Annotated in this window: 28 protein-coding genes; 10 read left to right on the top strand and 18 right to left on the bottom strand. The window is 68.9% G+C overall.

Annotation, left to right across the window (positions count from 1 at the left end):
- Positions 1–42 precede the first annotated feature (42 nt).
- The 5 genes from narI to QGN31_RS19480 form a co-directional block, all read right to left on the bottom strand.
- A complete protein-coding gene (gene narI, locus QGN31_RS19460) occupies positions 43–777 on the bottom strand; it encodes a respiratory nitrate reductase subunit gamma (protein ID WP_008254506.1) in 735 nt (244 codons plus the stop codon).
- Entirely contained in the window at positions 770–1,438 is a 669-nt protein-coding gene (narJ, locus tag QGN31_RS19465; protein ID WP_014379424.1) for a nitrate reductase molybdenum cofactor assembly chaperone, read from the bottom strand. Before narJ ends, narI begins: the two co-directional genes overlap by 8 nt.
- Positions 1,435–3,054 (bottom strand): nitrate reductase subunit beta, encoded by a 1,620-nt coding sequence (gene narH, locus QGN31_RS19470; RefSeq protein WP_014941434.1) that lies wholly within the window; start codon positions 3,052–3,054, stop codon positions 1,435–1,437. Before narH ends, narJ begins: the two co-directional genes overlap by 4 nt.
- Entirely contained in the window at positions 3,054–6,752 is a 3,699-nt protein-coding gene (locus QGN31_RS19475; RefSeq protein ID WP_043954563.1) for a nitrate reductase subunit alpha, read from the bottom strand. Before QGN31_RS19475 ends, narH begins: the two co-directional genes overlap by 1 nt.
- Positions 6,753–7,208: 456 nt before the next feature.
- Positions 7,209–7,601 carry a (deoxy)nucleoside triphosphate pyrophosphohydrolase gene (locus QGN31_RS19480; protein ID WP_014384037.1) on the bottom strand — a complete coding sequence of 131 codons (393 nt, stop codon included), beginning with the start codon at positions 7,599–7,601 and terminating at the stop codon, positions 7,209–7,211.
- Positions 7,602–7,758: 157 nt separating this feature from the next.
- Here QGN31_RS19480 and QGN31_RS19485 point away from each other — a divergent pair, with 157 nt between their 5' ends.
- Together QGN31_RS19485 and QGN31_RS19490 are read left to right on the top strand one after the other, a co-directional pair.
- The gene (locus QGN31_RS19485) at positions 7,759–7,974 is read left to right on the top strand and encodes a hypothetical protein (RefSeq protein WP_008254496.1); all 216 of its coding nucleotides are present in this window, start codon (positions 7,759–7,761) and stop codon (positions 7,972–7,974) included.
- Positions 7,975–8,044: 70 nt separating this feature from the next.
- A complete protein-coding gene (locus tag QGN31_RS19490; protein WP_009952356.1) occupies positions 8,045–8,329 on the top strand; it encodes a 4a-hydroxytetrahydrobiopterin dehydratase in 285 nt (94 codons plus the stop codon).
- A 137-nt stretch (positions 8,330–8,466) separates the two neighbouring features.
- On the opposite strand, the gene QGN31_RS19495 is transcribed toward QGN31_RS19490, so the two are convergent.
- Together QGN31_RS19495 and QGN31_RS19500 are read right to left on the bottom strand one after the other, a co-directional pair.
- The gene (locus tag QGN31_RS19495; protein ID WP_155254931.1) at positions 8,467–9,822 is read right to left on the bottom strand and encodes an IS1380 family transposase; all 1,356 of its coding nucleotides are present in this window, start codon (positions 9,820–9,822) and stop codon (positions 8,467–8,469) included.
- A gap of 121 nt (positions 9,823–9,943) precedes the next feature.
- Positions 9,944–11,254 (bottom strand): mannosyltransferase, encoded by a 1,311-nt coding sequence (locus QGN31_RS19500; protein ID WP_373307986.1) that lies wholly within the window; start codon positions 11,252–11,254, stop codon positions 9,944–9,946.
- A 149-nt stretch (positions 11,255–11,403) separates the two neighbouring features.
- On the opposite strand from QGN31_RS19500, the gene QGN31_RS19505 reads away from it, so the two are divergent.
- Both QGN31_RS19505 and QGN31_RS19510 read left to right on the top strand, forming a co-directional pair.
- A complete protein-coding gene (locus tag QGN31_RS19505; protein WP_038535309.1) occupies positions 11,404–12,156 on the top strand; it encodes a hypothetical protein in 753 nt (250 codons plus the stop codon).
- 48 nt (positions 12,157–12,204) lie between these two features.
- Positions 12,205–13,266 (top strand): Rv1157c family protein, encoded by a 1,062-nt coding sequence (locus QGN31_RS19510; protein ID WP_014941431.1) that lies wholly within the window; start codon positions 12,205–12,207, stop codon positions 13,264–13,266.
- 72 nt (positions 13,267–13,338) lie between these two features.
- Here QGN31_RS19510 and QGN31_RS19515 read toward each other — a convergent pair whose 3' ends face one another.
- Both QGN31_RS19515 and QGN31_RS19520 read right to left on the bottom strand, forming a co-directional pair.
- Positions 13,339–13,485, bottom strand: coding sequence for a hypothetical protein (locus QGN31_RS19515; RefSeq protein ID WP_003875447.1), 147 nt, complete (start codon positions 13,483–13,485; stop codon positions 13,339–13,341).
- 28 nt (positions 13,486–13,513) lie between these two features.
- Positions 13,514–14,086 carry an HhH-GPD-type base excision DNA repair protein gene (locus QGN31_RS19520; RefSeq protein WP_014384033.1) on the bottom strand — a complete coding sequence of 191 codons (573 nt, stop codon included), beginning with the start codon at positions 14,084–14,086 and terminating at the stop codon, positions 13,514–13,516.
- A gap of 111 nt (positions 14,087–14,197) precedes the next feature.
- Between QGN31_RS19520 and QGN31_RS19525 the strand changes: the two genes are divergently transcribed.
- Entirely contained in the window at positions 14,198–14,731 is a 534-nt protein-coding gene (locus QGN31_RS19525; RefSeq protein ID WP_009954635.1) for a nuclear transport factor 2 family protein, read from the top strand.
- Between the two features lie 34 nt (positions 14,732–14,765).
- On the opposite strand, the gene QGN31_RS19530 is transcribed toward QGN31_RS19525, so the two are convergent.
- Positions 14,766–14,990 (bottom strand): DUF5302 domain-containing protein, encoded by a 225-nt coding sequence (locus tag QGN31_RS19530; protein WP_009954636.1) that lies wholly within the window; start codon positions 14,988–14,990, stop codon positions 14,766–14,768.
- A gap of 48 nt (positions 14,991–15,038) precedes the next feature.
- A complete protein-coding gene (locus QGN31_RS19535; RefSeq protein WP_008254475.1) occupies positions 15,039–15,482 on the bottom strand; it encodes a PPOX class F420-dependent oxidoreductase in 444 nt (147 codons plus the stop codon).
- Between the two features lie 75 nt (positions 15,483–15,557).
- On the opposite strand from QGN31_RS19535, the gene QGN31_RS19540 reads away from it, so the two are divergent.
- Entirely contained in the window at positions 15,558–16,079 is a 522-nt protein-coding gene (locus tag QGN31_RS19540) for a DUF1697 domain-containing protein (RefSeq protein WP_014941430.1), read from the top strand.
- 55 nt (positions 16,080–16,134) lie between these two features.
- Here the strand turns inward: QGN31_RS19540 and QGN31_RS19545 are convergent, their stop codons facing one another.
- Positions 16,135–16,500: a GntR family transcriptional regulator gene (locus QGN31_RS19545; RefSeq protein WP_008254464.1), complete on the bottom strand. Its 366-nt coding sequence runs from the start codon at positions 16,498–16,500 to the stop codon at positions 16,135–16,137.
- Between the two features lie 37 nt (positions 16,501–16,537).
- On the opposite strand from QGN31_RS19545, the gene QGN31_RS19550 reads away from it, so the two are divergent.
- Positions 16,538–17,251 carry an NAD-dependent deacylase gene (locus QGN31_RS19550; protein ID WP_009954638.1) on the top strand — a complete coding sequence of 238 codons (714 nt, stop codon included), beginning with the start codon at positions 16,538–16,540 and terminating at the stop codon, positions 17,249–17,251.
- Here QGN31_RS19550 and QGN31_RS19555 read toward each other — a convergent pair.
- Both QGN31_RS19555 and QGN31_RS19560 read right to left on the bottom strand, forming a co-directional pair.
- Entirely contained in the window at positions 17,248–17,880 is a 633-nt protein-coding gene (locus tag QGN31_RS19555) for a class I SAM-dependent methyltransferase (protein ID WP_014941428.1), read from the bottom strand. The genes QGN31_RS19550 and QGN31_RS19555 overlap by 4 nt on opposite strands.
- A gap of 66 nt (positions 17,881–17,946) precedes the next feature.
- Positions 17,947–20,262: an MMPL family transporter gene (locus QGN31_RS19560; protein WP_014941427.1), complete on the bottom strand. Its 2,316-nt coding sequence runs from the start codon at positions 20,260–20,262 to the stop codon at positions 17,947–17,949.
- 312 nt (positions 20,263–20,574) lie between these two features.
- On the opposite strand from QGN31_RS19560, the gene QGN31_RS19565 reads away from it, so the two are divergent.
- Positions 20,575–20,697 (top strand): hypothetical protein, encoded by a 123-nt coding sequence (locus tag QGN31_RS19565; RefSeq protein ID WP_003878506.1) that lies wholly within the window; start codon positions 20,575–20,577, stop codon positions 20,695–20,697.
- A gap of 145 nt (positions 20,698–20,842) precedes the next feature.
- Here QGN31_RS19565 and QGN31_RS19570 read toward each other — a convergent pair whose 3' ends face one another.
- Both QGN31_RS19570 and QGN31_RS19575 read right to left on the bottom strand, forming a co-directional pair.
- Complete coding sequence (locus tag QGN31_RS19570) at positions 20,843–21,595, bottom strand: 3-hydroxyacyl-CoA dehydrogenase (RefSeq protein WP_014941426.1); 753 nt, start codon at positions 21,593–21,595, stop codon at positions 20,843–20,845.
- Between the two features lie 49 nt (positions 21,596–21,644).
- On the bottom strand, positions 21,645–22,727 hold the full coding sequence (locus QGN31_RS19575; protein WP_009954647.1) for a CaiB/BaiF CoA transferase family protein: 1,083 nt from the start codon (positions 22,725–22,727) through the stop codon (positions 21,645–21,647).
- Positions 22,728–22,847: 120 nt separating this feature from the next.
- Between QGN31_RS19575 and QGN31_RS19580 the strand changes: the two genes are divergently transcribed.
- A complete protein-coding gene (locus QGN31_RS19580) occupies positions 22,848–23,660 on the top strand; it encodes an enoyl-CoA hydratase (protein WP_009954649.1) in 813 nt (270 codons plus the stop codon).
- Between the two features lie 92 nt (positions 23,661–23,752).
- The gene (locus QGN31_RS19585; RefSeq protein WP_014941424.1) at positions 23,753–25,111 is read left to right on the top strand and encodes an NAD(P)H-binding protein; all 1,359 of its coding nucleotides are present in this window, start codon (positions 23,753–23,755) and stop codon (positions 25,109–25,111) included.
- 1 nt (position 25,112) lies between these two features.
- Here QGN31_RS19585 and QGN31_RS19590 read toward each other — a convergent pair whose 3' ends face one another.
- Positions 25,113–25,835, bottom strand: a complete 723-nt coding sequence (locus QGN31_RS19590; RefSeq protein WP_014381995.1) for a CPBP family intramembrane glutamic endopeptidase — start codon at positions 25,833–25,835, stop codon at positions 25,113–25,115.
- Positions 25,832–26,980 (bottom strand): NAD(P)H-binding protein, encoded by a 1,149-nt coding sequence (locus QGN31_RS19595; protein WP_014384025.1) that lies wholly within the window; start codon positions 26,978–26,980, stop codon positions 25,832–25,834. The genes QGN31_RS19590 and QGN31_RS19595 overlap by 4 nt, the downstream gene beginning before the upstream one ends.
- Between the last annotated feature and the right edge of the window lie 8 nt (positions 26,981–26,988).

The following is a 26,988-nucleotide window of genomic DNA, read 5'->3' on the forward strand; positions in this document are numbered from 1 at the left end:
ACACCGAACGGCGAAGCGGGGCCTTCGCGCCTTGGCCGTCGGCTACCAGCCCCGGCGGCGCGGCGCCGTGCCCACCAGTTGTTGGCCCTTGCCCGTCGCCTCGCGGCTGCGATAGACGATGTAGGGCCGGAACAGGTAGACGACCGGGGCGCTGAACACGTGCACCAGCCGGGTGAACGGCCACAGCGTGAACAGCACCATGCCGATCAACGCGTGCAGCTGGTAGTCCAGCGGCGCGTTGATCATCACCTCGCCGTGCGGCTGCAGTATCCAGATCCGGCGGAACCACAAACCGACCGTGTAGCGGTAGTGGAATTCGCCGCCGTGCGGGCCGGTGCCGATCAAGTCGCAGTACAGGCCCACCACGATCGCCAGCACCAGCACCAGATACATCACCTTGTCGCTGCGGGTGGTGGCCATGGACACGGCGGGACGGGTGAACCGCCGGTAGACGAGCAGCCCGATCCCGACGAGCGTGGCGACGCCGGCGATCGAGCCGGCGATGACCGCCTGCATGTGGTAGACGTGGTCGCTCATCTTCATCAGCTGCGTGACCTTCGGCGGGATGAACAGCCCCACCACGTGTCCGGCGAAGACCGCCAGGATGCCGAAATGGAAGATGGGGCTGGCGATGCTGAGCAGTCGCGACTCGTAGATCTGCGAGGACCGTGAGGTCCAGCCGAACTTGTCGTAGCGGTAGCGCCACCAGGTCCCGACGATCAGGACCGACAGCGTGACGTATGGGGCGATATCCCAGAACAGGACGTTGCTAAACACCTGGCGTTCCTTTGCGGGGTGGCACGGTCAAGGTAAACGGTTGCAGCCCAACGGCTTCGGCGGGCGGCCCGGCCTGCGCCAGTCGCTCGGCGCGGCGCACCTCCTGATCGGTGGCCGCCGGCAGGGTCTCGCAGATCGCGGCCACGACCGGCTCGTACGGTGACTCGGCCTCGGCCAGGGCGCCGCGCAGCACGTCGATCGGCACACGGTGCTGGGTCAGCAGCCGCCGTCCGGCCTCCGGGTCGACGGTGGCGGCGAATTCGAGCACCACGGCCAGATGATCGGGGGCCTCGCCGCTCGGTGGCTGCGCACCCGCCTCGCGGTAGGCGGTGGCGAACGCCAGCATCTCCCGTCCGCGGTTGCGGGTGTCCCCCGCGGTCCAGTACGTCAGATACATGGTGGCGCGCCGGCGCATATCGAACGTCGCGACGTAGTCCATCGCCGCGGCCATCGGCTCACGGGCACGCAGCGCCGCGACCGTCTGCCCGAGGAGCGTCGCCGCGGGACCGCTGATGTGGCCGAGGATTTCGTCGACGGCGTCCAGGCGTTCGGTGAACCCGTCGTCCGGGTAGGCCAGCAGCAGCGACGCCGCCTGCCACACCAGGCGGTCCTGCATCGCCCGGCCGGTGGAACGCTCCCGGAGCGCGGACAGCAGCCTCACCGCTTCTGCTCCTCGGGGAACATTCCCGCGGGCACCTGGCCGCCGTCCCAATTGAGCAGGTTAACCCGCGGCCGGGCGTGAGCGGGTTCTGCTTCCGCGGAGCCGCCGCGCTGGAGCGCGTGGAAGGTTTCCACCGAAACCGGTATCGGTTCGGATTCGTACATGCCCGGGCCGCCCTCGCCCGTCAACGAACAGCCCATCTCCTCGAGCTCGCGGGCCTGCGGGGCGAACGCCGTCGGAATCACGTAGCGCTCTTCGTATTTCGCGATGGCGAGCAGCCGGTACATCTCGTAGATCTGCTCTTCGGTCATGCCGACCGAATGCGGGATGTGTGGCTGGGTGTCGCGGCCGAGGTTGATGTCGCGCATGTAGGAGCGCATCGCCGCCAGCCGCCGCAGCACCCCTTCCACCACGGCGGTATCGCCGGCGGTGAACAGTTCGGCGAGATATTGCATCGGGATGCGCAGCGCGTCCAGCGCGCCGAACAGGTTGCCGATGTCCTCCCCGTCGTGCCCGTCGCGGCTGACCGCGTCGACCACCGGCGACAGCGGCGGGATGTACCAAACCATCGGCATGGTGCGGTATTCCGGGTGCAGCGGCAACGCCACCTGGTAGGTGTGGATCAGCGCGTAGATCGGGGAACGCTGCGCGGCCTCGATCCACTCGTCGGGGATGCCCTCGGCCCGGGCACCGGCGATGACGTTCGGATCGTTAGGGTCCAGCAGGATCTCGCACTGCGCCCGATACAGATCGGTGTCTTTTTCCACCGACGCCGCTTCCAGCACCCGGTCGGCGTCGTAGAGCACCACGCCGAGGTAGCGCAGCCGGCCCACGCAGGTCTCCGAACAGATGGTCGGCAGCCCGACCTCCATGCGCGGATAGCACAGCGTGCACTTCTCGGCTTTGCCCGTCTTGTGGTTGAAATAGACCTTCTTGTAAGGACATCCGGACACGCACATCCGCCAGCCGCGGCAGCGGTCCTGGTCCACCAGCACGATGCCGTCCTCGCTGCGCTTGTACATCGCGCCCGACGGGCACGACGCCACGCAGGAGGGGTTGAGGCAGTGCTCACAGATCCGGGGCAGGTAGAACATGAAGGTCTCTTCGAGCTTGAGCTTGATCTCCTCGTTGACCTTCTTCAAGATCGGGTCCCCGGCCAGGATCTCCGACGAGCCGGCCAGGTTGTCATCCCAGTTCGGCCCCCACGAAACCTTCATCGGCTCACCGCTGATCGCGCTTCGGGGCGCGGCGGTCGGGAACGTGTCACCCGCGGGAGCCGTGGTCAGGTTCTCGTAGTCGTAGGTCCACGGTTCGTAGTAGTCGCCGATGACGGGCAGCTTCGGGTTGGCGAAGATGCGCAGCAGCTTCGCGATGCGGCCGCCGTCGCGCAGCCGCAGCCGGCCCTTCTTGTCGCGAATCCAGCCGCCCCGCCAGCGCTCCTGGTCCTCGTAGGTGCGCGGATAGCCTTGGCCGGGACGGGTTTCGACGTTGTTGAACCACACGTATTCGGTGCCGGGCCGGTTGGTCCACGCCTGCTTGCAGGTCACCGAGCAGGTGTGACAACCGATGCACTTGTCGAGGTTCATCACCATCGCCAACTGCGCCATGACCTTCATCAGTACGTCACCTCCTGGCTGCGGCGCCGCACGACGGTCACCTCGTCGCGCTGGTTGCCGGTCGGCCCCAGGTAGTTGAACGCGAAGGCGTGCTGGCCGTAGCCGCCGGCCAGGTGGCTGGGCTTGATCCGCACCCGGGTGAGCGCGTTGTGGTTGCCGCCCCGCTTGTTGTTGGTTTCGGTGCGCGGGGTGTCGATGGTGCGCTCCTGGACGTGGTAGACGTACACCACCCCGTCGGGCATCCGGTGCGAGACGATCGCCCGGCACACGTAGATGCCGTTGACGTTCACCGCTTCGACCCAATCGTTATCGCGCACTTGGATTTTCGCTGCGTCGCCGGGGCTCATCCACATCGTCGGGCCGCCGCGGGACAACGAGAGCATGTAGAGGTTGTCCTGGTAGGTGGAGTGGAAGGACCACTTCGAGTGCGGCGTCAGGTATCGCACCGTGAGCCCGATTCCGTCCTCGGTCGGCCCGAGCGTCGGTGCGCCGAACAAGCGCGCCATGTCCAGCGGCGGGCGGAAGACCGGCAGGTGCTCGCCGAGTTCCTCGACCCAGTCGTGGGCGAGATAGAAATGCATCCGCCCGGTCAGGGTGTGGAACGGCTTGAGGTTTTCGATGTTGATCGTGAACGGTGCGTAGCGGCGACCGCCCGTTTCGCTGCCCGACCATTCCGGGCTGGTGACCACGGGCACGGGCCGCGCCTGGGTGTCGGCGTAACTGATGCGCTTGTCCTCGCTGCCCTCGGCCAGGTGCACCAGCCGCTGTCCCGTGCGCTTTTCCAGCTCGTGGAAACCCTCGACCGCCAGGCGCCCGTTGGTCGTCCCCGACAGCAGCAGCAGCACGTCGGCCATCCGGGCGGCGGTGGTCACGGCCGGGCGGCCCGCTGCCACACCGGATTTGAGCACGCCGAACTTGGCGGCGAGCTCCTCGACCTCCCGGAACGGGTGCACGGTGATGCCCTTGGTGGTCAGCCCGAACTTGTCGACCAGCGGCCCCAGCGTCAGCCACTTGTCGTAGATGGCGCCGTAGTCACGTTCCACCACGGTGAGCTTGCCCATGGTGCGGCCCGGCACCGGCGTCGCACCGGTGCGCAGCCAATCGGATTCGGTGCCATCGGGATAGGCCATCGCGTCGGGCGTGTCGTGCTGCAGCGCGCTGAGCACCACGTCGGTGCGGGTGCCCAGATGCTCCTTAGCCATGGCGCTGAAGGCGCGGGCGATGGCGCCGAAAGCGTCGAAGTCCGAACGGGTTTCCCAGGGCGGGTCGGTGGCGGCGCTGAACGCGTGCACGTAGGGGTGCATGTCGGTGCTGGAGATGTCGGACTTTTCGTACCAGGTCGCCGCCGGCAGCACGACATCCGAAACCAGGGTCGTCGACGTCATCCGGAAGTCGATCGACATCATCAGGTCGAGCTTGCCCTCGGGGATTTCCCCCTCGCACGTCACGTCGACGGGCCGCACCCCGTCCTCGGGCGGCAGCGCCGATGCGTTGGAGTCGGTTCCCAGCAGGTGGCGCAGGAAGTATTCGCCCCCCTTGCCCGACGACCCGATCAGGTTCGCGCGCCACACGGTGAGCACCCGGGGCCAGTTGACGGGGTTGTCGGGATCGGTCACCGCGAGTTTGAGTTCGCGCTGGCCGAGCTGCTCGGCGACGTAGTCGGCGACGTCGCGACCCGCGGCGCGCGCCTCGTCGGCGACGTCCAAACTCGACCGGTCGAACTGCGGGTAGTACGGGCTCCATCCCATGGCCACCGACGACGCCAGCAGGTCCATGGTGTGCTTGCCCGCGAAGCGCCCCCGGCCCACCGGGCTGGACAGCTTGTCCGCGCCGTAACCGTCATAGCGCCATTGGTCGGTGTGCGCGTACCAGTACGAGGCGCCGGGCACCTGGCGCGGCGGGCGCACCCAGTCGGTGGCCATCGCCATCGTGTGGAATCCGGTGAGCGGGCGCACTTTTTCCTGGCCCACGTAATGGGCCCAGCCGCCCCCGTTGCGACCCATCGACCCGGTGAGCATCAGCAGCGCCAGCACCGCACGGTAGATGGCGTCGGCGTGGAACCAGTGGCAGATGCCCCCGCCCATGATGATCATGGAGCGGCCGCCGGATTCCTCGGCGCTGTGGGCGAATTCCCGCGCGACGCGGATGGCTTGGGCGGCCGACACACCGGTGATCGCTTCCTGCCACGCGGGGGTGTTCTGCTGCGTCGCGTCGTCATAGCCGGTGGGCCATTCGCCGGGCAACCCCGCGCGGGCGACGCCATACTGCGCGAGCATCAGGTCGAAGACGGTGCACACAATGTGCTTGCCGATGCGGCGCACCGGGACACCGCGCGCCACGGTCGTGCCCTCGCCGTCGACGGTGTCGAAGCTGGGCATATGCACCAGCGCGGTGCTGCCCTCCCCGTTGGAGCCGTGCGCGTCGCGCACGCTGAGCGCCGGCACCAGGTCACCGAGGTCCAGGTTCCACTTCCCGACGCCGGATTCGCCGTACCGAAATCCCAGCGAACCATGTGGCACCACAACGGAATTGGTCGTTTCGTCCAGCACCGCGGGCTTGAGTGCCGCGTTCTCGACCGCCTCGCCCAGGTCCGCCGCCGTCAGGTTCTTGCCCGGCACCAGCATGTCGCCGCGTTCTTCCAGCTTGATCAGGAACGGCAGATCGGTGTAGCGACGCGAATAGTCGACGAAGAACGGAACCTGCTTTTGCACATAGCATTCCGAGAGAATGACGTGCCCCATCGCCATGGCCAGCGCCCCGTCGGTGCCGGCCGCGCACGGCATCCACTCGTCGGCGAACTTGGTGTTGTCGGCGTAGTCGGGGCTGACGGTGACGACTTTGGTGCCGCGGTAACGCGCCTCGGCCATCCAGTGCGCGTCGGGGGTCCGGGTGATCGGCACGTTGGAGCCCCACATCATCAAATACGCTGCGTCCCACCAATCTCCGGATTCGGGGACGTCAGTCTGGTCGCCGAACACCTGCGGTGAGGCCACCGGGAGGTCGGCGTACCAGTCGTAGAACGACGTCATCGGAGCGCCGATCAGCTCGAAGAATCGCGAGCCGGCGGCATACGACACCATCGACATCGCCGGGATCGGGGAAAATCCGGCGACCCGATCCGGGCCGTAAGTCTTGATGGTGTGCACGTGGGCGGCGGCGATCAGCTCGGTGGCCTCGGCCCAGGTGACGCGGACCAGTCCGCCCTTTCCGCGCGCCCGCTGATAGCGCCGGCGGCGTTCGGGGTCGGCCTGGATGTCGGCCCACGCCAGCACGGGATCACCCAGGCGCGCCTTGGCCTCCCGGTACATCTCGACCAGCACGCCGCGGGCGTAGGGATAGCGCACCCGGGTGGGCGAGTAGCTGTACCAGGAGAACGACGCACCGCGGGGGCAACCCCGCGGCTCGTACTCGGGGCGGTCCGGACCCACCGACGGATAGTCGGTCTGCTGGGTTTCCCAGGTGATGATCCCGTCTTTGACGTAGATCTTCCAAGAGCAGGACCCGGTGCAGTTCACGCCGTGCGTGGAGCGAACCACCTTGTCGTGGCTCCACCGGTCGCGGTAGAACACGTCGGCCTCGCGGCCGCCCCGCCGCGTCACGGTGCGCAGGTCGGCCGAGATCTCGCCCGGCGTGAAGAACCGCCCGCTGCGCTCCAAGAGCTCCTCGAGCACTCCACCAATGTGCGGTGTGGCAGTCAAGAAGTACTCCTCCTCGTCGGTAGCGTCGCGCCGCGTCGCCCGGCCCTGTGCGTGGCCCCAGTTGAGTTGTGTTCGGCGATCAGCCCCGTGAGCCGCCCGTCCGCACCAACTCGGATCGGCTCAGCCATCGGCATTTCGGGCCCGCGGGCCGGGCGGCGATACCGCACCAGCATAGGTCGATGTGCGCGGGGCGATCACCTTCGCCGCGCGCGGTGAGTCTGCGAGAAACAGGGTCATGAGCATCGGTTTTCGCGCACGCGAAGGCCTCCCGGTCGGGCACCGAGCCGGGACGGCAAAGGTCTGGACAACCATCTGGCTAGTTATCGGCACGCACATCCAGGGCAGATTCGTGTGGCGTTATTACAAGTCATTTTGTTGCCTTCAGTTCACTGTGGCGACCTGCAACGCGGCTGTACATCAGCTGCGGGAAGTCTGTGGACTTGTTGCCAGGCCCGTTCACAGGGCGCCGGCCAGGGCCGGAAGCCAGCCCCGGTCGGCCGGCACCCAGTCGAGATCGTGCAGCTCAGCGGCTGTGATCCAGCGCAGGGCCCGGTGCTCACGCGCGTCCGGACGGCCGCCGAGCAGATGCACCCGGTAGGCGCGCAGCGTGATCCCGCCGTCCACCGCGATGTCCGCGCCGAGCCGCTCGCCCACCGCGACGTCGCCCGCCGCCAAACCGAGCTCCTCGGCCAGCTCGCGGGCCAGCGCGTCGCGCTCGGTCTCACCGGGCGCGACCTTGCCCCCGGGCAGCTCCCAGCGCCCGGCCAGCTCCGGCGGGCGTACCCGCTGTGCCACCAAGACGCGCGCGTCGCGGATGAGGGCGCCCGCGACGACGATCTGGTTCGGCATGGCCAGTGACGGTATACCGTCGCGTCCTGGCTGTGTTATCGCGCGGCCACCACGGCTGGCACCGAGGTTGGCGCACTCATTCGCGGCGCGCTGTGAAGGCCGGCGTTGTCTGGGTATGCACTAGGTCGGCCGATCGCACTCAGTGAGGAGAAGCGCCATGCCCAACGTGTTCATCGAACCGCGACCAAAGGGCCGCGACGGAGACCCGATCACGCACTACGTCGTCGAGGACCACGGCGACAGCGAGCTCCACCAGAGCCAAACCCAGCAGGAGGCCATCGACTGGGCGAAGCAGCAGGGCCATTCACCCCTCGTCGCCCGCGTCCGCCATCTCAGCGACAAACAGAAGCCCGACCAGTGGCGGGGAGTCTAGGTCCTGACGTCCCGGATCTCCGTAACATTCTCGGTAGCAAGGATTTTGGACAACAGAACGGTGACGAGTCATGGCTGTGTTAACGGATGAGCAAGTAGACGCCGCATTGCCCGATCTGGACGGATGGGAGCGTGCCGACGGCGCCCTGCGCCGCTCGATCAAATTCGGAAGCTTCCTGGCCGGCATCGATGCGGTGCGCCGCGTCGCCGAGCACGCGGAAAGCAAGGACCACCACCCCGACATCGATATACGCTGGCGGACAGTGACTTTCGCTCTCGTCACCCACTCCGAGGGTGGCATCACCCAAAACGATATCGACATGGCCCGCGACATCAACGGGATCGTCGACAGCTAGCCTCGATCTTTCTTGAGGTGGGTTGGTTGTTGTCGATTGGTCGGTTGTTGCCGGTGCGGTGGGTTGGGCGTGGAGCGTCCCCGGCGCTGGGTCGCCGGTTCTCCTGGGTCCTGGGTCGTAGGGATGTTGCGGTGAATTCAATTGAGTGCGGCGAGGTTTCGTTGACCCCTGGTCAGTAGTTCTGACCAGGGCCATCGTCTGCTCAGGCGCAGGATGCGACGGCGTCCGGTGGTGATGACCCGGCCGGCCACCGAAAGCAGGCGCAGGCGCAGTCGTTTGGGTTCCCAGCTGCGGGCGGGGTGATCGGGCCAGGCCAGTAGTTGGGTCCAGGTCAGCAGCTCGTAGGCCAGAGCGGCCAGCTCGAGCCAGATCTCGTTCTTGCCGAAGGCCTGCAGCGGCAGGTTGGCCAGGCCGGTGTCTTTGAGGGTGCGGATGCGGTCCTCGGCGCGGGCCCGCAGTCGGTGGCGTACTTCGAGGTCGGCGAGTCGCCCGCCGGTGGTGTTGGTGGCGAACATCGTGATGCGCCAGCCGTGGGCATCGGTGATGCGCAGTTGGGCACCGGGATGTGGGCGTTCCCGGCGGGCGATCACCCGCATCCCTGGCGGCCAGCCAACGAACGTCGCCGGCAGCCAGCGGGTCAGTTCGGCAACCTGAGCGCCCTCGCGCAGACACCCATCGGCGTCCTTAGCGCGCCGCCAGGCCTGGCGCGGCAGGGCGGCCAGGGCATCCAGCACGGGTTGGCGACCGTAGACACCGACCGAGTAGGACAGACCCAGGTGGTGGATGTGCCAGAGGAATTCCTTGACTCCCGAACCGGTGTCGCCTCGCACCAGCACCCGATCGCGCACCCCCTGGGGCAGTTGGGCCAACGCGGCATCAAGGACCGCGATCTGATCGGCGGCGTCGCTGGCGTTGGCCCGCCCGGGACGCAACATCGCCGCCAACGGCTCCCCGGTACCGCCGGCACCGTGATCAACGAACGCCATCATCGGATGAAACCCGTATCCCCGCTTGAAGTTCGGGGTCGCGCCTTCTTTATCCGAATGCGCCCCGATCAAGGTGGCGTCCAGATCGACGACGACCTCCCCAGCTACAGGAACCGGGCAGCACAGCTGCCACACCGTCGCCCGCGCGCTCGCCCGCGCATGACGGATCGCGGCGATCGCCGCGGCGGGATCCCCGCCGAGAGTCTCCAGCAGCCGGCTGATCGTGGGATCAGAGGCCACCGCACCGAACAACTCCGGCTGAGCACGCAGCAGCGCCGCATCGGCCAAGCAGTCACCGCCGAGCGCGATCGCCACCGCCAGATCCAGCACCATTTTGCCCGGATCGTGGACCGAGCGCGGCGCCCGCCACGACCGCAGCTGATCCGAGAGAACCGACGTCAAGCCGCTGACCTGCGCAGTCTGCACGAGCAGCGCCGCACCAGTCGAGGAAATCAACGACTCGCGACCAGCCTCGACCCTAAACCCACCACAACGGCTACGCTTCACCTACGGAGTGCCTTCCCGCTTGCAGAACATGGACCCTAGACAAGTCACATTTTCTCAAGCAGGACAGGCACTTCCGTGCATCACACGCCCGTCACCACCCCATCTTCACGAAAGATCGAGGCTAGCCGGCGGCCCGTACCCCGGGCGCGGCGTCTCGGCCGCGGTTGCCGGTGGCCGCGATCCAGATCAGCGTCGCCACCGCGGCCGCGGTGTAGATCAGCCCGGCCCAGGCCAGATACCACGGGCGGCCGATCTGCCAGATGGTCGGTTGAGCGAAGCTCAACAACCACGGCACGCCGATCAGGGTGAGCGCCAACCACCCCCAGCCGGCGATTCGCGCCCCGCGCAGCGTGCGCCCCGCGCCGTGGATCGCCCAGATCATCAACGGCACCAGCCACACCCAGTGGTGGGTCCAGGAGATCGGCGACAGCAGCAGCCCGAACAGCTCGACCACGATCAGCCTGCCCAGCTGATCGGCGGCGTCCAGCGCGCGCCAGGCCAGGACGGCCAGCACCGCGGTGACGACGAGCGCGACCACCAGCGGCGGCCCGAATCCGACGTCGTGGCCCAGGATGCGTGAGATGGCGCCGCGCCACGATTGATTGAACGAGGTGGCGATGGGACCCACCCGGTGAGCGTCGCCCAGTAGTTCGGTGAAGTAGTAGCGGGTCTGGTCGCCGACGACCACGACCGAAATCCCAACGGTGGCAACGAAAACGACCGCCGAGAACACCGCCGCGCCCCACCGCCGGGCGCCGGCCAGATAGACCCCTGAGATCGCGGGGGTCAACTTGATTCCGGCGGCCGCGCCGACCAGCAATCCCGACAGCCACCATCGCGTGGTGTAGACCGCCCACAGCACCGCGGTCATGAGCAAAACATTGACCTGGCCGTAGTCGAATGTGCTGCGCAGCGGCTCAATCCAGATCGTGATCGCCGTCCACGCCATCGCCAGTCGGCGGCCGCGGGGACCGGCCGGCGCGGCCGTCAGGCGCTGGCTGATCCGGATCGCGCCGTACAGGGCGGCCATGGTCGCGATCTGCCACAGGAATGCGACGAGCCCGAACGGCAGCAGGTGCAGCGGGTAGAAGACGACGGCCGCGAAGGGCGGGTAGGTGAACGGCAGCGGGAAGTCCGGTGTCTGGTCGGCGTAGACGTAGCTGTACAGGGTGCCGGGATGGTCGATCGCGGCGGCTCCGCCGAGGTAGACGTGCAGGTCGACGAAGTTCGCGCCGTTGGGGGCCAGGTACGTCCAGGCCAGCCGCGCCGCGACGCTCGCGATGAGCAGGATCGGCGCGGCCACGACGAGGCGATTCGCCAACCGCTGGGTGATGGGTGCCGCCGGGGCGGCAGAGATGGTGTCTATCCGCCCGACTTTAGCGATCAAACCATGCGGCGCGGCCCCGTCGGTCCCCCGATGACCCATGCACATCTATGCAGTGCGCGCCATTTCGCGCGTTCGGTCACCGCTCCCACTCGTATCCGTAACGAATAAATAAATGCCACACGTGTCACTTGAGTCCCATCTGCATCAAAGTAGCTTCAGCGCCGGGACCTGTAATCGATCAATCAGGGAGAGTCATGCCAACCATCTGGACTTACTTGCGTGCAGCCGCCGTCCTGGCCGGTTCGTCCGCAGCACTATTGACGGGCGGTATCGCCCACGCCGACCCCGTGCCGGCTCCGGCGGTGCCGAACATTCCGCAGCAGCTGATCAGCTCGGCGGCCAACGCACCGCAAATCCTGCAGAACCTCGCGACCGCCCTCGGCGCCACGCCGCCCGCGGCGCCCGCCACACCGGGCATCAGCTTCCCGGGTGTTCCCTCGGCCGCCTCGCCGGCATCGGCGACCACGGCGGGCATCCCGTCGATCCCCGGCCTGACGCCGGCGGCACCCGCCGCTCCCGCGTCATCTCCGGCGGCCGTGCCGTCCATTCCGGGGCTGGCGCAGTCGGCGACGCCCGCCGCGCCGGCGTCACCCTCGGCGGCGAGCGGCATTCCGGGGATGATTCAGGGCCTGACCGGCGCACAGCCGGCGGCCGCGAGTCCGGCCGCGCCGGCCTCGTCGATCCCGGGCCTGCCCGCGATCCCGGGGCTGTCGGCGCCGAGCGCGCCGGCCACCCCGCCCGCACCGCAAATCCCGCAGGCGCAGGTGAACATGCCAGCGATGCCGGCGGGCCTTCCGGTCAACGTGCCCCCGCAGGTGCGGCTTCCGCAGGATCTGCCGGCGCTGGCCTCGGGCCAGACCCCGGCGGCACCAGCCGCTCCGGCCGCACCCGCGCCGGCCGCCAGCCCGGCCGGACCGGCAGCGCCGCTGCTCGCCGCACTGCCTTGAGCAGCGTCGTCATCGGCCTAACCCACCACTGAGAACCGGAGGACAACCGTGGCAACCACTTGGAATCTGTCCAAAGGTTTGGCCGCTGTCGTCACGGCATCGGTTGCCGCGCTCGGGCTTTGCCCGAGCGCGGCAGCCGACCCGGCGGCGCCGCAGCCGACACCACAATCCAGCGCGGCCCAACAGCTGCCGGGGCTGCCTGCCCTGTCGCAGCTCAGCCCGCTCATCCAGCAAGCGGCCGGCGACCCGCAGCAGGCGACACAGCTGCTCATGGCCGCCGCGCAAGCCTTCGCCCACAACCCGACCGCTCCCAGCGAGTCCAAAAACGTGGCGGCGGCGGTGAATCAGTTCGTCCAAGAGCCCACCGCGCCGGTGCAACACGTTCCGGCGACCGGGGTGGAACCCGGTTCGCAGGCGCACCTGCCGGCCGGGATCAACCCGGTGCACGCGGCGGGACCCGCACCCCAGCCGGCACCCGAGGCGCACCTGCCGGCCGGCGTCGACCCGGCGCACGCGGCCGGGCCCGCACCCGCCGCCGCGCCGGCGCCCGCGCCCGCCCAGCCCGCGAATGTGCCCGTCGCGGCGCCGATTCCGGCACCACCAGCACCCGCCGCCGCACCCCCGGCACCCGAGGCCGCCCCGGCGCCCGCACCCGCGCCGGACGCCGCCCCGACCGCGGCCGCCCCGGGATTCGGCGCCGACACGCCGCCCACGCAGGACTTCATGTATCCCTCGATCGGCACCAACTGCCTGGCGGATGGCAGCAGCGCCATCGCCACCGCGCTGTCGGTCGCGGGCCCGGCCAAGATTCCGCTTCCCGGCCCGGGGCCCGGCCAGACCGCCTACGTGTTCACCGCGGTCGGCACGCCCGGACCCGCCGAGGTGCAGAAGCTGCCGTTGAACGTCACCTGGGTGAACCTGACCACCGGCAAGTCAGGCACCGTCGCCCTCAAGCCGCGACCGGACATCAACCCGGACGGGCCGACGACGCTGAGCGCGATCGCCGACACGGGCTCGGGCAGCATCATGTCGACGATCTTCGGTCAGGTCACGACCAAGGAAAAGCAGTGCCAGTTCATGCCCACGATCGGCTCGACGGTGGTGCCGTAACACACCGGCGCCGTCACCGTTTCGCCGCCTGCGAACGCGCGTGTCCCCGCACCGGGGTCACGCGCGTTCGCTTTAGTACGCCATGAACAGGATCGCGTCGCGGTCGTATTCGAGGCCGGGATGAACGCTGGCGAGATGAGCCTGGGTCAGTTCGACCAGCTCGTCCTCGTCCTTGCCGACAATGGCCTCGCCGCACGGACACGTTATGTGTGTCTTCACGTTGCTGCCCTTCCCTTCTGTGCACCGACTACTTCGCCGCTTTGGCTGCCGCCTTCATCTGCTTCTTATAGGCACGCACCGCGCCCATCGACTCGGCGTCGACGATATCGGCGACGGAGATGTGCGTGCCCGCCTTGCCGAACTCGCCGGCGGCCGCGCGCCAGCCCTTCGGCGTCACGCCGTACTGCTTGCCCAGCAGCGCCAGAAAGATCTGCGCCTTGACCGCACCGAAACCGGGCAGCGCCTTGATGCGCCGCAGCAGCTCCTCGCCGTCGGGGTCACCCGAGGTCCACAAGCCCGCGGCGTCACCGTCGTAGCGGTCCACGATGATCTGGGCCAGGGTCTGGATACGTTTGGCCATCGATCCCGGAAAACGGTGTATCGCAGGTCTTTCCGAGCACAGCGCGGCGAACTTGTCCGGGTCGTACTCGGCGATCTCGTGAGCGCCGAAACCGCCCATGCGGTCCGCGATCTTCTTCGGTCCCGAAAAGGCGGTCTCGAACGGCACCTGCTGATCGAGGACCATCCCGATGAGCAGGGCCAACGGATTCTCGTCCAGCAGCGCGTCGGCCTCGGGATCTTGAGCCAGCCAAAGTTTCACCGTCAACGACCTTCCTTTCGGTGAACACCCTACGACCGAGACCGGTTGGTGCGACAGCAACCACCGAAACCGCGCCTACGATCAGCACCCTAACCGTCGAGTTATCGTGACGTGGTGGTGGATGAGGCCCGATTGGAGCTGATGCTGGCCCGCGACGAACTGCACGCGCTCGTCACGTCCTACTGCCGCGCCGTCGACCGCGCCGACTACGAAGGCCTGCGGGAGATGTATCACCCCGACGCGACCGACTCGCACGGCTCGTTCTCGACCGGCGGTGTCGAACAGTTCATCGCGCAGTTGCAGGCCGCGCAGCCGTATGTGCGTGTCTCCCAACACAACATCACCACGACGAACTTCGTGGTCGCGGGCGAAAAGGCCCACGGTGAGGTCTACTGCCTGGTGTTTCACACCTTCGCCGGTCCCGACCACGACGTCGACGTCATCATCGGCGGCCGGTACCTGGACGAGTACACCAGGCACGACGGCCGTTGGAAGTTCAGCCGGCGCACCATCGTGGCGGACTGGGCCTACCAGAACGACCCGTCCCGACTGGACTTCGGACATCCCAGCACCCGAGGAAGCCTGCGCGGCAAACCGGGGCGAGACGACCCCTCGATCGGCCTGTTCTGCCCACCCAGCGGCTAGGCGAATCGGGCCGTCTACCAACGAGTCTCGGGGGTCAGCCGCTCTTGCGACGGAACTCGCGCCGGTTACCCGCCGCGCCGTGCGCCCGGGACTGCTTGCCGGCGCCGTCCTTGTGGTCGGATCCGGTCGAGGATTTCGCCATCTTGCGGTCGAGCGCTTCGCGGAACTTGCGCTTGGTGTCCTCGTCCGACCCGGGCGGTTCAGAAGCCCCCGAAGCCTTGGACGACTGTGAACCCTGCCGGGCATTCGATGCGGCCATACGGGCAGCTTAGCCCCGGTTTGACGGGCGGGCGCGCAGGCGGCGCGGCTACCGCATGCCGGGCGGCATGCCGTACAGGTGCGAGATCGGCAACGTCAGCAGCACCCGCCGATCGGTGACCATCGCCTGCCGGTATTCGTCCCAATCGGGATGTTCGCCGGCGATGTTGCGGTACAAGGCAATCAACGCCTCCACGGTGCTGTCGCCGGGCGCGGCCGCCGGGGGGGTCAGTTCGGCGGTGCCCTCGGCGACCGCGTACGACCAGCCGTCGTCGGCGTCGACCAGGATCGACGCCCGCGGGTCCCGGCGCAGGTTGCGCGTTTTGGCGCGCGGCTCGGTGATCGACACCTGGATCGCCATGCTGCGCGGGTCGAAGTGGTAGCTCACGTTCGACAGTTGCGGTCGCCCGTCGCGCTTGATGGTGGCCAGCACCCCGAGGGAATGTCCGCTTATCAAGGCCAGCAGCTTGTCGTCGAAGACTTGGCGTCCCATGACGAAAGCCTACGTCGCGCGCCGCCCGGGCGGCCCGGGATGGTCGTCCCCCGGCCGGGCTGGTGGAATCGGGGCATGACCAAGTACGCGGCGTTTCTGCGTGGCGTGAACGTCGGGGGCGTCAATCTGAAGATGGCCGAGGTGGCGGCCGCGCTGACCGACGCGGGCTTCACCGAGGTGCGAACCGTGTTGGCCAGCGGCAACGTCGTGCTGGAGTCGTCGGCCGGCGTGGCGGCGGTGCGCAGGAAGGCCGAGGCGGCGTTGCGCGAACGGTTCGGCTACGACGCCTGGGTGCTCGCCTATGACATCGGCACCGTGCGCGAGGTGGTCGACGCCTATCCGTTCGAGCGCGACGCCGACGGCTACCAGTCCTACGTCACGTTCGTCGCCGATAAGGCGGTGCTCGACGAGCTCGCCGCGCTGGGTCAGGAGGCCGGCCCGGACGAGCGGATCAGCCGCGGTGACGGCGTGGTCTACTGGCAGGTCCCCAAGGGCGGCACCCTGGACAGCACCATCGGCAAGACGATGGGCAAGGCGCGCTACAAGTCGTCGACCACGACGCGCAACCTGCGCACGCTCGACAAGGTGCTGCGCTGAGCGATACTACCGCATGGGCTGCGCGCCAACGCTTTTCGATGCCGAACGGTAGCGCTTACTCGTCGGGCACCGATTCGATGTAGCGCAGGGCATCGGCTTTGTCCAACCCGAGTCCGCGCGCTACCCGGACGTACTCGCGTGCGGCGGCGGCCATGGCGGCGTCGGTCGGGTCGTAGCGGGCGACGAATGTGCCGAAGCGGCCGCGGGTTTCGATGATGGCGGCGGTCTCCAGCTCGCGGTAGGCGCGAGCCACGGTGTTGACCGCGACCCCGAGCTGGCCGGCCAGGTCCCGCACGGTGGGCAGGCGCGTGCCCGGCGGCAGCGCGCCCTCGCGGACCCCGTCGATCACCTGCGTCCTGAGCTGGTCGAACAACGGCTTGCCCGCCTTCACGTCGACCCGCAACCAGTCACCCAGCTCCACCCGTTCAGTATCCCCCACCTCCGGCTATCTTGGTGGGATGCGCGTAGCGGTGCTCAGCGGCGCGGGGATCTCCGCGGAAAGCGGTGTGCCGACGTTCCGCGACGACAAGAACGGGTTGTGGGCCCGCTTCGATCCCTACGAGCTGTCCAGCACGCAAGGGTGGCGCGACAACCCCCAGCGCGTCTGGGGCTGGTACCTGTGGCGGCATTACCTGGTCGCCGACGTGCAACCCAATGCGGGTCATCGCGCCATCGCCGCCTGGCAGGACGACGCCCGGGTCACCGTCATCACCCAGAACGTCGACGATCTGCACGAGCGCGCCGGCAGCGGTTCCGTCCACCACCTGCACGGGAGCCTGTTCGAATTCCGTTGTGCGCGTTGCGCTGAGCCATACAGCGGCGCGCTCCCGCACATGCCCGAACCGGCGCTCGAGGTGGAGCCCCCGGTGTGTCATTGCGGCGGCCTGATCCGGCCCGACATCGTGTGGTTCGGTGAACAGTTGCCCGACGAGCCGTGGCGGCGCGCCGTCGAGGCGACCCAGTCCGCCGATGTGATGGTGGTGGTCGGGACGTCGGCGATCGTCTATCCGGCGGCCGGGCTCGCGGAGCTGGCGCTGGCGCGCGGCGCCGCCGTCATCGAGGTCAATCCCGAAGTCACGCCGCTGTCGGCCAACGCCACCCTCAGCATCCGCGAGTCGGCGAGCCAGGCGTTGCCGGGACTGCTGCAGCGGCTGCCCGCCCTGCTGAACTAGGCGGGCCGGCGCGCGCGGCCCAGCAGGAGTTCGGACACCGGCATCGGCGCCCAGGCCGGCAGCGTCCACTCCCGCCGCGAGGTGTCGACTTCGAATCCCGCGTCGAGGATCGAGCGTTCGGTGTCGCGATGGGTGTGGCAGTTGCCAAACAGCCGGGGCCACAACGTCGCATCGACGAAACGCTGAAAGCGGCCCCGCGCGCCGGCACTGGCGATGTGCTCGAGGTAGCGCAGTTCCCCACCCGGTCGCAGCAACGAGTACAGGCGCCGCAGCACGGCGCCCGGGTCACGGACCGAGCACAACACCAGCGAGCACACCACCGCGTCGAACGGCTCACCGGCGCTGAGACTTTCGGCCGTCTCGCCGGAAACGATCACCCGGGCGGGGGCCGCGTCGGCGGCGGCGCGGGCCCGCGCCGCCAGCCGCGGTTCGGGCTCCACCGCGATGACCTCGTCGACCGAGGCCGGATAGTGCGGAAAGTTCGTCCCGATCCCCGCGCCGAGCTCAAACACCCGGCCGGACAACCCGGCTAGGTTCTCCCGGCGCAGGACCCGGATCGCCTCGGCTTCATGGTTGGCGACGAAAGGCCAGACGCGCGCGAAGAAGGGATTGTCGACCGCCGTTGTCATACGTGTGTGAACCTTCCGACTCGGATGACGCCCAGAATAGGGTTCGGCGCCGGGACAGGCCGGACGTTAACCGATATTGGGCACCGGCTCCGCGAGCGCCGCCCCGGCGACGGGCTCGGGGGTGGGCGGGCGGGGCGCGGGGTCGACGCCTTCGCTGATCCCGAACCGATCGTGCAGCCACGCCAGGGGCCGGGGCGCCCACCAGTTCCAGCGGCCCATCACGTGCATGAAGGCCGGGACGACCACCATCCGCACCAGGGTGGCGTCGGCGAAGACGGCCAGCACCAGGCCCAGACCGAACATCCGCATGAACGAGACGTGCGCGGCGATCAGCGCGGCGAACGACATCGACATCACCAACGCGGCCGCGGTGATGACCCGACCGGTGCGGGCGACGCCGAGGGCCACGCTCTCGTCGTTGGCGACGTGGGCCTGCTTCGGGGTGGGGCGGGCGGGCCGGGCGGCGCCGGACGCCAGCCAGTATTCGCGGATCCGGGAGAGCAGGAAGACCTCGTAATCCATCGACAGCCCGAAGGCGATGCAGAACAGCAGCACCGGCATGTTGGCGACCAGCGTCCCGCTCGGCGTGGTGCCCAGCGCACCGAGATGGCCGTCCTGGAAGATCCACACCAGCGCGCCGAACGCCGCGGTCAACGACAGGAAGTTGCACGCGAGCGCCTTGATCGGCAGCAGCACGCTGCCGGTGAGCAGGAACAGCAGCACGAAGGTGATCGCGGCCATCAGCCCGAGGACGAGCGGAAGCCGTTCGGTCACGGCGTCGACGCTGTCGCGGTTGACCTGCGCCACCCCGCCCATCTCGACGGCCCGCCCGGCCGGTCCGGGGACGTCGTGCAACCGTGCGAGCTGGGCGTCGTTCGCCGCGGAGAACAGCGGCGCCGTGCTGCTGACGGTCAAAAAGGCGCTGCCCTGGGCCAGCCCGGTCGCCCCGGCCGGTGGCCCCACCCGATTTCCGCCCGTGAAGGTGCCCCCGGGCGCGGACACGGCCGCCACGTCGGGCACGCGCGAGAGCGCGGCGGCGTAGCTGTCGAAATCCCCGGGATTCAGGCCGGAGGCATCGGGGACGACGACGGGCACCGACGTCGCGGAATCGTCGGCGAAGTCGTTGCGCAACCGGTCGCCGACCTGGTGCGCCGACGCCGAGCGCGGCAGCACCCGGTCGTCGGGGAACCCCCACTTCACCGAGAAGAACGGCAGCCCGAGCAGCAGGAGCAGGCCGACGACGGCCAGGCCGACCGGCGCCCAGCGGCGCATCACGAACTTGCTCGACCGATACCAGAACAGTTGCTCGACGGGCTTTGGCGCCGGCTCGGGTCGCCGCAGCATCCGCCGCAAGAACCGGCGCACATTGAACGCGTCCAGCCGGTCGCCCAACAGCACGATCGCGGCGGGGGTGATCACGATCGAGGCGGTGGCGACGAAGGCGACCGTGGCCACCCCGGCGTAGGCGAACGACTTGAGGAAGTACATCGGGAAGGCCACCGTCGCCGACATCGACAGCGCCACGGTGACCGCGGAGAACAGCACCGTGCGGCCGGAGGTGGCCATCGTCCGGATCAGCGCCTGGTCGCGGTCGTGGCCCTCGGCCAGTTCGTCGCGGTAGCGGCTGACGATGAGCAGCGTGTAGTCGATGGCCAGCGCCAGGCCCAGGGCGGTGCTGAGGTTGAGGGCGAAGATCGACACCTCGGTGGTGAAGGTGATCAGGCGCAACACCGACATCGAGCCGACGACGGCAAGCGCGCCCAGCGCCATCGGCAACGCGGCGGCCAGCAGCCCACCGAACACCCAGATCAGCACCACGAAGCTCAGCGGCAGCGCGATCATCTCCATCACCAGCAGGTCGTCCTGGTTCTGCTTGTTGATCTGGGCGTACTGCATGGCCGCGCCGCCGGCGCGGACGGTCACCCCGTCGCGGTCGTGGACGAACTGGTCCGACAGCGTCTGCGCGTTGTTCTGGACGAAGTTTTCGCCGCCTTTGAGGTTGACCACGATGAGGCCCGACTTGCCGTCGCGGCTCACGAGATCGGCTGGGGCCGCGCCGGTCCACGGCGAGGACACGTTGTAGACCAGCGGGGACCCTTGGAGTTGGTGGACGAGGTCGGTGCCCACCGCGCGGGCCTGTTCGCTGTTGGTGCCGCCGGGGGCAGTCACCAGGATCAGCATCTGCTGACCGCTCTGCCCGAACTTGTCGGTCAACACGGCGATGGCGCGGGCGGACTCCGAGTCCGGATCCTGGAAGCCGCCGGGAGACAAGCTCTTGGCGACGGGAACGCCGAAGACGGCCGCGGCGATGAAAACCAGCACCCCGATCGCGATGATCCGGCGCGGCGCCGCGATAGCGACTCGGGCGATTTTCTGCAGCATTGTGAGCCCTTCCGCTGCCGGTGCCCCGTTGCGCTGGCGGCTGGCTAGTCCGCGACAACGTAACAAACGCTAATGTCCACGCGTCGAACAGTGTTGTCCTTAAGCACGCAGGCGGGCGGGTGGATCGTTCAACGCCGCATTTTCTAAACCGGTAGAACGGTAAGAGTCCGGCCAGAAAATTGTGTCGCAAATAAGCAGCTCAGGGCGCAAATCCCAGCGGAAATGGCGGCCACCCTACCCGCGGGTAAATTGCCACCATTTTCCGAATCGTGACTCAAAGTTTCCTTAAGGGTGGCCCATACGCTCAGTGTCATGTGGATCGACGACACAAGTGCCGACGTCATCAAGGTCGACTTCGAGGCCCTCTACCACGGCGACGTGCTGGTGGAAGGCGAGACCTCGGAGCAGTTCGACGAACTGCAAGCGGCGAGCTGAGGCAGACCATGAGCATGCTCGCACGGCTGTTAATGGCCGAACCCTCCGTCAGTCGGTGGTTCCGCAAGTAACCATCGATCGTGGTCATCACGAAAGCCCCCCGCCGACGCGGGGGGCTTTCGTTTTGTCCGACGGCGGCACGCGCCTAGCGCGGCGCCATGCGAATGGCGCCGTCCAGGCGGATGACCTCGCCGTTGAGCATCGGGTTCTCGACGATGTGCACGGCCAGCGCGCCGTACTCGTCGGGGTCGCCCAGCCGGGCCGGGTGCGGCACCTGCTTGCCCAGCGAGGCCTGCGCCTCCTCGGGCAGCGAACCCAAAAGCGGGGTCTTGAACAGCCCGGGCGCGATGGTCACCACTCGGATGAGCTCGCGCGAGAGGTCGCGGGCGATCGGCAGCGTCATGCCGACCACGCCGCCCTTGGATGCCGAGTAGGCGGCCTGGCCGATCTGGCCCTCGAACGCCGCGACCGAGGCGGTGTTGATGATGACGCCCCGTTCCTCACCGAGCGGCTCGGTCTTGGCGATGCGCTCGGCGGCCAGTCGCAGCACGTTGAAGGTGCCGATCAGGTTGACGCCGATGACCTTCTTGAACCCGTCCAGCGGGAACGGGCCGTCCTTGGACAGCGTCTTGATGGCGTTGCCGATGCCGGCGCAGTTGACGTTGATGCGCAGCGTGCCCATCGACTCCGCGGCGTCCAAGGCCTTGCCGACGGCGGCCTCGTCGGTGACGTCGGCCTCGACGAAGCGGGCGCGCTCGCCCAGCTCGCGGACGGCGTCCTCGCCACGCAGGTCGATCACCACCACCTGGGCGCCGCGGTCGAGCAGCCGCTTGGTGGTGGCCAGGCCCAGCCCTGAGGCGCCCCCGGTGACGACGGCGACGGCGTCTTTGATCTCCATGCGAGTCCTTCCCTGATTTCCTGGATTCCAGCCAACTGGTTGGTTGGGACTATACCCAGTCGTTGAGTACGGCTTCGGCGTCGGCCACCGGCGTCGCGGGGCGCGGTGTCTCGGGCGCCGTGCGGGAGAACCTTGGCGCCGGCCGCGGCTGCAGGCCGCCGTCGACCTCGTAGAAGGTGTCCCGCTCGGTGATGTGCGGCTCGGTCTGCACCTCGCCGAAGGCCAGCACCGGCGTCACGCACGCGTCGGAGTCGGCGAACACCTTGGCCCAGTGGTCGCGGTCCTGGCTGGCGAATTTCTCGGTCAGCACCGCCCGCAGTTCCGGCCAGCGGCCGACGTCGTTCTGCCCGGGCAGGTCCGCGCCGTCCAGCCCCAGCCCGGCGAGCATGGCGGCGTAGAACTGCGGCTCGATGGCGCCGACCGCGACGTAGCGGCCGTCGGCGCATTCGTAGGTGTCGTAGTAGGGGGCGCCGCCGTCGAGCAGGTTGGTGCCGCGCGCGTCGGTCCACATGCCCGACGAGCGCATCTGCCACATCATCTGGACCAGCACGCTCGAGCCGTCCACCATCGCCGCGTCGACGACCTGCCCCTTGCCGGACGTCTGCCGCTCCCACAGCGCCGACAGGATGCCCAGCAGCAGGAACATCGAGCCGCCGCCGAAGTCCCCGACGAGGTTCAGCGGCGGGACGGGCCGTTCGTTCACCCGGCCGATGGAGTGCAGGATGCCGTTGAGCGAGATGTAGTTGATGTCGTGGCCGGCCTGCTGGCTGCGCGGGCCGGTCTGGCCCCAGCCGGTCATCCGCGCGTACACCAGGCGGTCGTTGACCTTCGCGCAGTCCTCGGGGCCGAGGCCGAGCCGCTCGGTGACACCCGGGCGGTAGCCCTCGATCAGCACATCGGCCTTGGCGATCAGTTTGAGGACGAGACCGCGGCCTTCGTCGGACTTCAGATCGGCGGTCACCACGCGGCGGTTGCGCATCATGGCGTCCTTGGCGACACCCCCGGGGCCCGAGGAGGGACGATCGATGCGCACCACGTCGGCACCCAGATCCCCCAGGATCATCGCGGCGTGTGGGCCCGGCCCGATGCCGGCCAACTCGACGACACGCAACCCCTTCAACGGTCCAGCCATGATCCACCGACCTTTCGTCCGCTCTGACGACTCCGACCGTTCGTGCTCAAACAACCGGTCGTTCGACATCTTCGCAGCCGTGCCCGTGGCCCGCGCAGCCCGGTCACTTATGGTGAGCCCATGCCTTCATCCGCGATCGCCACCCTCGCCCCCGTCGCCGGCCTCGACGTCACGCTGTCCGGCGGCGTGTTCTCGGTGACCATCAACCGGCCCGACAGCCTGAATTCCCTGACCATTCCGGTGATCACCGGGATCGCCGACGCGATGGAGTACGCGGCGACCGACCCCGAGGTCAAGGTGGTGCGGCTCGGCGGCGCCGGACGCGGCTTCAGCTCCGGTGCGGGCATCAGCGCCGACGACGTGTCCGACGGGGGCGGCGTCCCGCCGGACGAGATCATCCTCGAGATCAACCGGCTGGTGCGCGCGATCGCCGCGCTGCCCCACCCGGTGGTCGCGGTCGTCCAGGGCCCCGCCGCCGGGGTGGGCGTTTCCATCGCCCTGGCCTGTGACGTCGTATTGGCTTCGGAGAGCGCGTTTTTCATGCTCGCCTTCACCAAGATCGGCTTGATGCCCGACGGCGGCGCGTCGGCGTTGATCGCGGCCGCGATCGGGCGGATCCGGGCCATGCAGATGGCCTTGCTGCCCGAACGGTTGACCGCCGCCGACGCGTTGTCCTGGGGGCTGGTCACCGCGGTCTATCCGGCCGACGACTTCGAGGCCGAGGTGGACAAGGTGATCGCACGGTTGTTGGGCGGCCCAACCGTCGCCTTCGCCAAGACCAAGCTGGCGATCAACGCGGCCACGCTCACCGAACTGGATCCGGCCCTGCAGCGGGAGTTCGACGGGCAGTCGGTGCTGCTGAAGTCCCCCGACTTCGTCGAGGGCGCCACGGCCTTCCAACAGCGCCGCACGCCCAACTTCACCGACCGCTGACGGCCGTCGCGCCCACCCGCCGCGACGCTTGAGCCCGCGCCGATGCGGTAACCCTCTCGTCAGGAGAACGACGGCTGACGAGCGGAGAATCGATGCCCGAACAGGTGCGGTGCCTGGTGACCGGAGCGACCGGCTACATCGGCGGGCGCCTGGTGCCCCGGCTGCTGGACGCGGGACATCACGTTCGGGCCTTGGCGCGCAACCCGGACAAGCTGGCCGAGGTGCCGTGGCGGCAAGGGGCGGAGGTCGCGCGCGGCGACCTCGGTGACGTCGATTCGCTCATCGCCGCCTGCGACGGGATCGACGTGGTGTACTACCTGGTCCACTCGATGGGAACGTCGAAGGACTTCGCCGCCGAGGAGACCCGCGCCGCCCGCAATGTCGTGACGGCCGCCCGGCGCACCGGGGTGCGCCGGATCGTCTACCTCAGTGGCTTGCATCCCGAAAACGCTGATCTCTCACCGCATCTCGCGTCGCGCAAGGCCGTCGGCGAGGCCCTCATCGACTCCGGCGTCGAGACCGTGGTGCTGCAGGCCGGGGTGGTCATCGGGTCGGGGTCGGCGTCGTTCGAGATGATCCGGCACCTCACCGACCGGTTGCCGGTGATGACCACACCGAAGTGGGTGCACAACCGGATCCAGCCGATCGCGGTGCGCGACGTGCTGCACTACCTGGCCGCCGCGGCGACCACCCCGGTCCCGAAGTCGCGGACCTGGGACATCGGTGGCCCCGACGTGTTGGAGTACGGCGACATGATGCGCGTCTACGCCGAGGTCGCCGGGCTGGGCAACCGCTACCTGTTCGTGCTGCCGTTTCTCACCCCGGCGATCGCCAGCCTGTGGGTGGGTCTGGTGACCCCGATCCCGTCCGGCCTGGCCCGGCCGCTGGTCGAGTCGCTGGAATGCGATGCGGTGACCCGTGATTCCGACATCGACGACATCATCGCCCCGCCGCCGGGCGGGCTCACCGGATACCGCCGCGCGGTCGAGTTGGCGCTGCGGCGGGCCGCCCGCGGCGTCCCCGAGGCCAGCTGGTCCTCGCTGCGGTCCGAGCCGGCCGAGCCGTTGCCCAGCGACCCCGACTGGGCCGGCGAGATCGTCTACACCGACGTGCGGACCGCGACCGCCGGCGCCGCGCCCGGTGACGTGTGGTCGGCGGCCCGCGCTGCGGCAACCGCCCGCCGGTGGCAGCGACGCCTACCGCTTAGCGGCTGGACGGTCGAGGAAAGCGATCCCGGCGTCGGCCTGCGGCTGCACTCCACGCCGAGTCGAGTGGGCCGGGCCTGGCTGGAGATCACGACGCGGTCGCGCGACGGCGGCGGCAGCCGGTACACGCAACGGCTGATCTTCGTGCCGCGCGGCGTCCTCGGCCGGATGTACCGGCGCACGGTGTGGCCGTTGCGCGTCGCGGCGCTGCGGGGCCTGGCGCGCGAGGTCGTCACGCCGGGGTGACTCAGACCCCGAACATCGGCGGCAGGACCAGCACCATGATCAGCCCCCAGCCGACGTGGGTCAGCACCGGCGCCAGCACGCCGCCGCTGGCCCGGCGCTCCAGCGCGCACACCGTCCCGAGGATGATCGCGGCGAATCCCAGCATGGGGTTGCCGCTGGCCATGGTGGCGGCGGTGTAGAGCAGCGTGGAGATCAGCACCGGGTGATAGCGGCCCAGCGCGGTGTAGAGCGCGCCGCGGAAGAACAGCTCCTCGGCGACGCCGTTGATCACGGTGATCAGCACGACCAGCAGGAAGGACCCCTGATGGGCGAAGAGCAGGACCCGGGTGATCAGGTCGGAGACGGCCGGGATCTCTCGGGCGATCAGCCCACCGACCACGAACGCGCCAGCGACGAGCAGGCCGACGGTCGTCCCGGTGATGACCGGCCGCTGGTTGCGGCCCCGCCAGCAGATGCCGCCCAGGTGCAGCGGGCCGGAGACCAACGCGCCCGCGGTCCACACCGCCGCGAGCGCCAGCGTCAGCCAGTAGAAGCTGGCCTCCCCCGGATGGCGCCGCAACGAATACCCCAGCACCGCCGCGCCGACCACCAGCGTGATCGCGACGATGACGCGGCGCCGCCGCACGACGGACGGCGATTCATGATGGGGCACAGCAACATTGGTGATCGCGCGCCGCAACTCGGCGAAGACGCTGCTGTGGTAGGGGGCCGTTGACTGGCTCATGCGGGACGCACCTTCGGGGTCAGGGCGATCAAAATGTCGAGGCCGGTGCGAAGCGCTCCGGCAACCGGACCGGGGACCCTGTTCACCAGCCCCAGGGTCGGCCGCGCGATGGACGGTGTGACGCGCTGAGCGAGTTGGCGGAGGCGCCGCGCGTCGCCACCGGCCCAGGCGGCGTCGGTGTTGGCGAGGTCGTGCGGATCGGCCAGGGCGTTGACCGGGCGCGGCCGCTGATTGGAGAGGCCGCGCAGCGCCAGCGCGATGGCGTCGTCGATCCCGAGCAGGCCGCCGGGCGGATCGGGTACCCGGTCGCGCAGGTCGCTGACCGACGCCACCATCGGGTGGTCCAGCGACTCGACCAGGTCCCCAGCCAGGCCCGGGGGCACCGGCAGGGCGACGCCGGTGATCAGCGAGGCCAGCCCCGTGTCGACCCTGCCGACCGGCAAGCCGGTGTGCCAGCGCCCGGAAATACGGGCGTAGGTCTTCAGCAGCCGCCGGTAGGAGGTGGTGTCGGGCCCCGAGATGTCGTAGGCCCCCGCAGGCACCCGGTCACGATCGGCCGCGGCGACGAGATAGTGCAGGACGTCGCGGATCGAGATCGGGTCGATCGGGTTGTCCATCCAGCTCGGGATCGGGATGACCGGGAAGCGGTCCCCCACGTAGCGCATCATCTCGAACGACGTCGAGCCGGCGCCGATGATCATCGCCGCGCCAAGCCACACCAGCTCCGGGCCGTCGGGGACAGCGAGCGCCTCGGCCACCTCGGCCCGGCTGGTCAGGTGCTCGGATAACGCCTCGTCGGCGGGCACGAAGCCGCCCAGGTAGACGATGCGGCGCACCCCCGCGTCGCGGGCCGCGGTCGCGAGGTTGGCGGCCGCGGACTTGTCCGCGTCGCGGAAACCGGGCTGACCGATGGCGTGCACCAGGTAATACACCACGTCAATGGGGTCGCAGCCGGCGAAGGCCGCCCGCAGCGACTCCGGGTCGGCGGCGTCGAGGGTCACCGGTGTGATGTCGTCGAACCAGCCGAAGCGCTTGAGCCGCAACGGGTTTCGCGTGGCGGCCACCACCTGGTGCCGGTTTTCCAGCAGCGCCGTGACCAGCCGTGATCCCACATAGCCGGTGGCACCGGTGACCAGAACCCGCATACCCCGAC

The organism is Mycobacterium sp. 2-64 (assembly GCF_035918375.1).
Classification (GTDB): Bacteria; Actinomycetota; Actinomycetes; order Mycobacteriales; family Mycobacteriaceae; genus Mycobacterium; species Mycobacterium intracellulare.

Coding starts and splice junctions, on each gene's coding strand:
- narH (WP_014941434.1), bottom strand. CDS start 3,054: ATGAAGGTCATGGCGCAGTTGGCGATGGTGATGAACCTCGACAAGTGC.
- QGN31_RS19480 (WP_014384037.1), bottom strand. CDS start 7,601: ATGCCGAACCAGATCGTCGTCGCGGGCGCCCTCATCCGCGACGCGCGC.
- QGN31_RS19485 (WP_008254496.1), top strand. CDS start 7,759: ATGCCCAACGTGTTCATCGAACCGCGACCAAAGGGCCGCGACGGAGAC.
- QGN31_RS19490 (WP_009952356.1), top strand. CDS start 8,045: ATGGCTGTGTTAACGGATGAGCAAGTAGACGCCGCATTGCCCGATCTG.
- QGN31_RS19500 (WP_373307986.1), bottom strand. CDS start 11,254: ATGTGCATGGGTCATCGGGGGACCGACGGGGCCGCGCCGCATGGTTTG.
- QGN31_RS19505 (WP_038535309.1), top strand. CDS start 11,404: ATGCCAACCATCTGGACTTACTTGCGTGCAGCCGCCGTCCTGGCCGGT.
- QGN31_RS19530 (WP_009954636.1), bottom strand. CDS start 14,990: ATGGCCGCATCGAATGCCCGGCAGGGTTCACAGTCGTCCAAGGCTTCG.
- QGN31_RS19535 (WP_008254475.1), bottom strand. CDS start 15,482: ATGGGACGCCAAGTCTTCGACGACAAGCTGCTGGCCTTGATAAGCGGA.
- QGN31_RS19540 (WP_014941430.1), top strand. CDS start 15,558: ATGACCAAGTACGCGGCGTTTCTGCGTGGCGTGAACGTCGGGGGCGTC.
- QGN31_RS19550 (WP_009954638.1), top strand. CDS start 16,538: ATGCGCGTAGCGGTGCTCAGCGGCGCGGGGATCTCCGCGGAAAGCGGT.
- QGN31_RS19555 (WP_014941428.1), bottom strand. CDS start 17,880: ATGACAACGGCGGTCGACAATCCCTTCTTCGCGCGCGTCTGGCCTTTC.
- QGN31_RS19560 (WP_014941427.1), bottom strand. CDS start 20,262: ATGCTGCAGAAAATCGCCCGAGTCGCTATCGCGGCGCCGCGCCGGATC.
- QGN31_RS19565 (WP_003878506.1), top strand. CDS start 20,575: ATGTGGATCGACGACACAAGTGCCGACGTCATCAAGGTCGACTTCGAG.
- QGN31_RS19570 (WP_014941426.1), bottom strand. CDS start 21,595: ATGGAGATCAAAGACGCCGTCGCCGTCGTCACCGGGGGCGCCTCAGGG.
- QGN31_RS19575 (WP_009954647.1), bottom strand. CDS start 22,727: ATGGCTGGACCGTTGAAGGGGTTGCGTGTCGTCGAGTTGGCCGGCATC.
- QGN31_RS19580 (WP_009954649.1), top strand. CDS start 22,848: ATGCCTTCATCCGCGATCGCCACCCTCGCCCCCGTCGCCGGCCTCGAC.
- QGN31_RS19585 (WP_014941424.1), top strand. CDS start 23,753: ATGCCCGAACAGGTGCGGTGCCTGGTGACCGGAGCGACCGGCTACATC.
- QGN31_RS19590 (WP_014381995.1), bottom strand. CDS start 25,835: ATGAGCCAGTCAACGGCCCCCTACCACAGCAGCGTCTTCGCCGAGTTG.
- QGN31_RS19595 (WP_014384025.1), bottom strand. CDS start 26,980: ATGCGGGTTCTGGTCACCGGTGCCACCGGCTATGTGGGATCACGGCTG.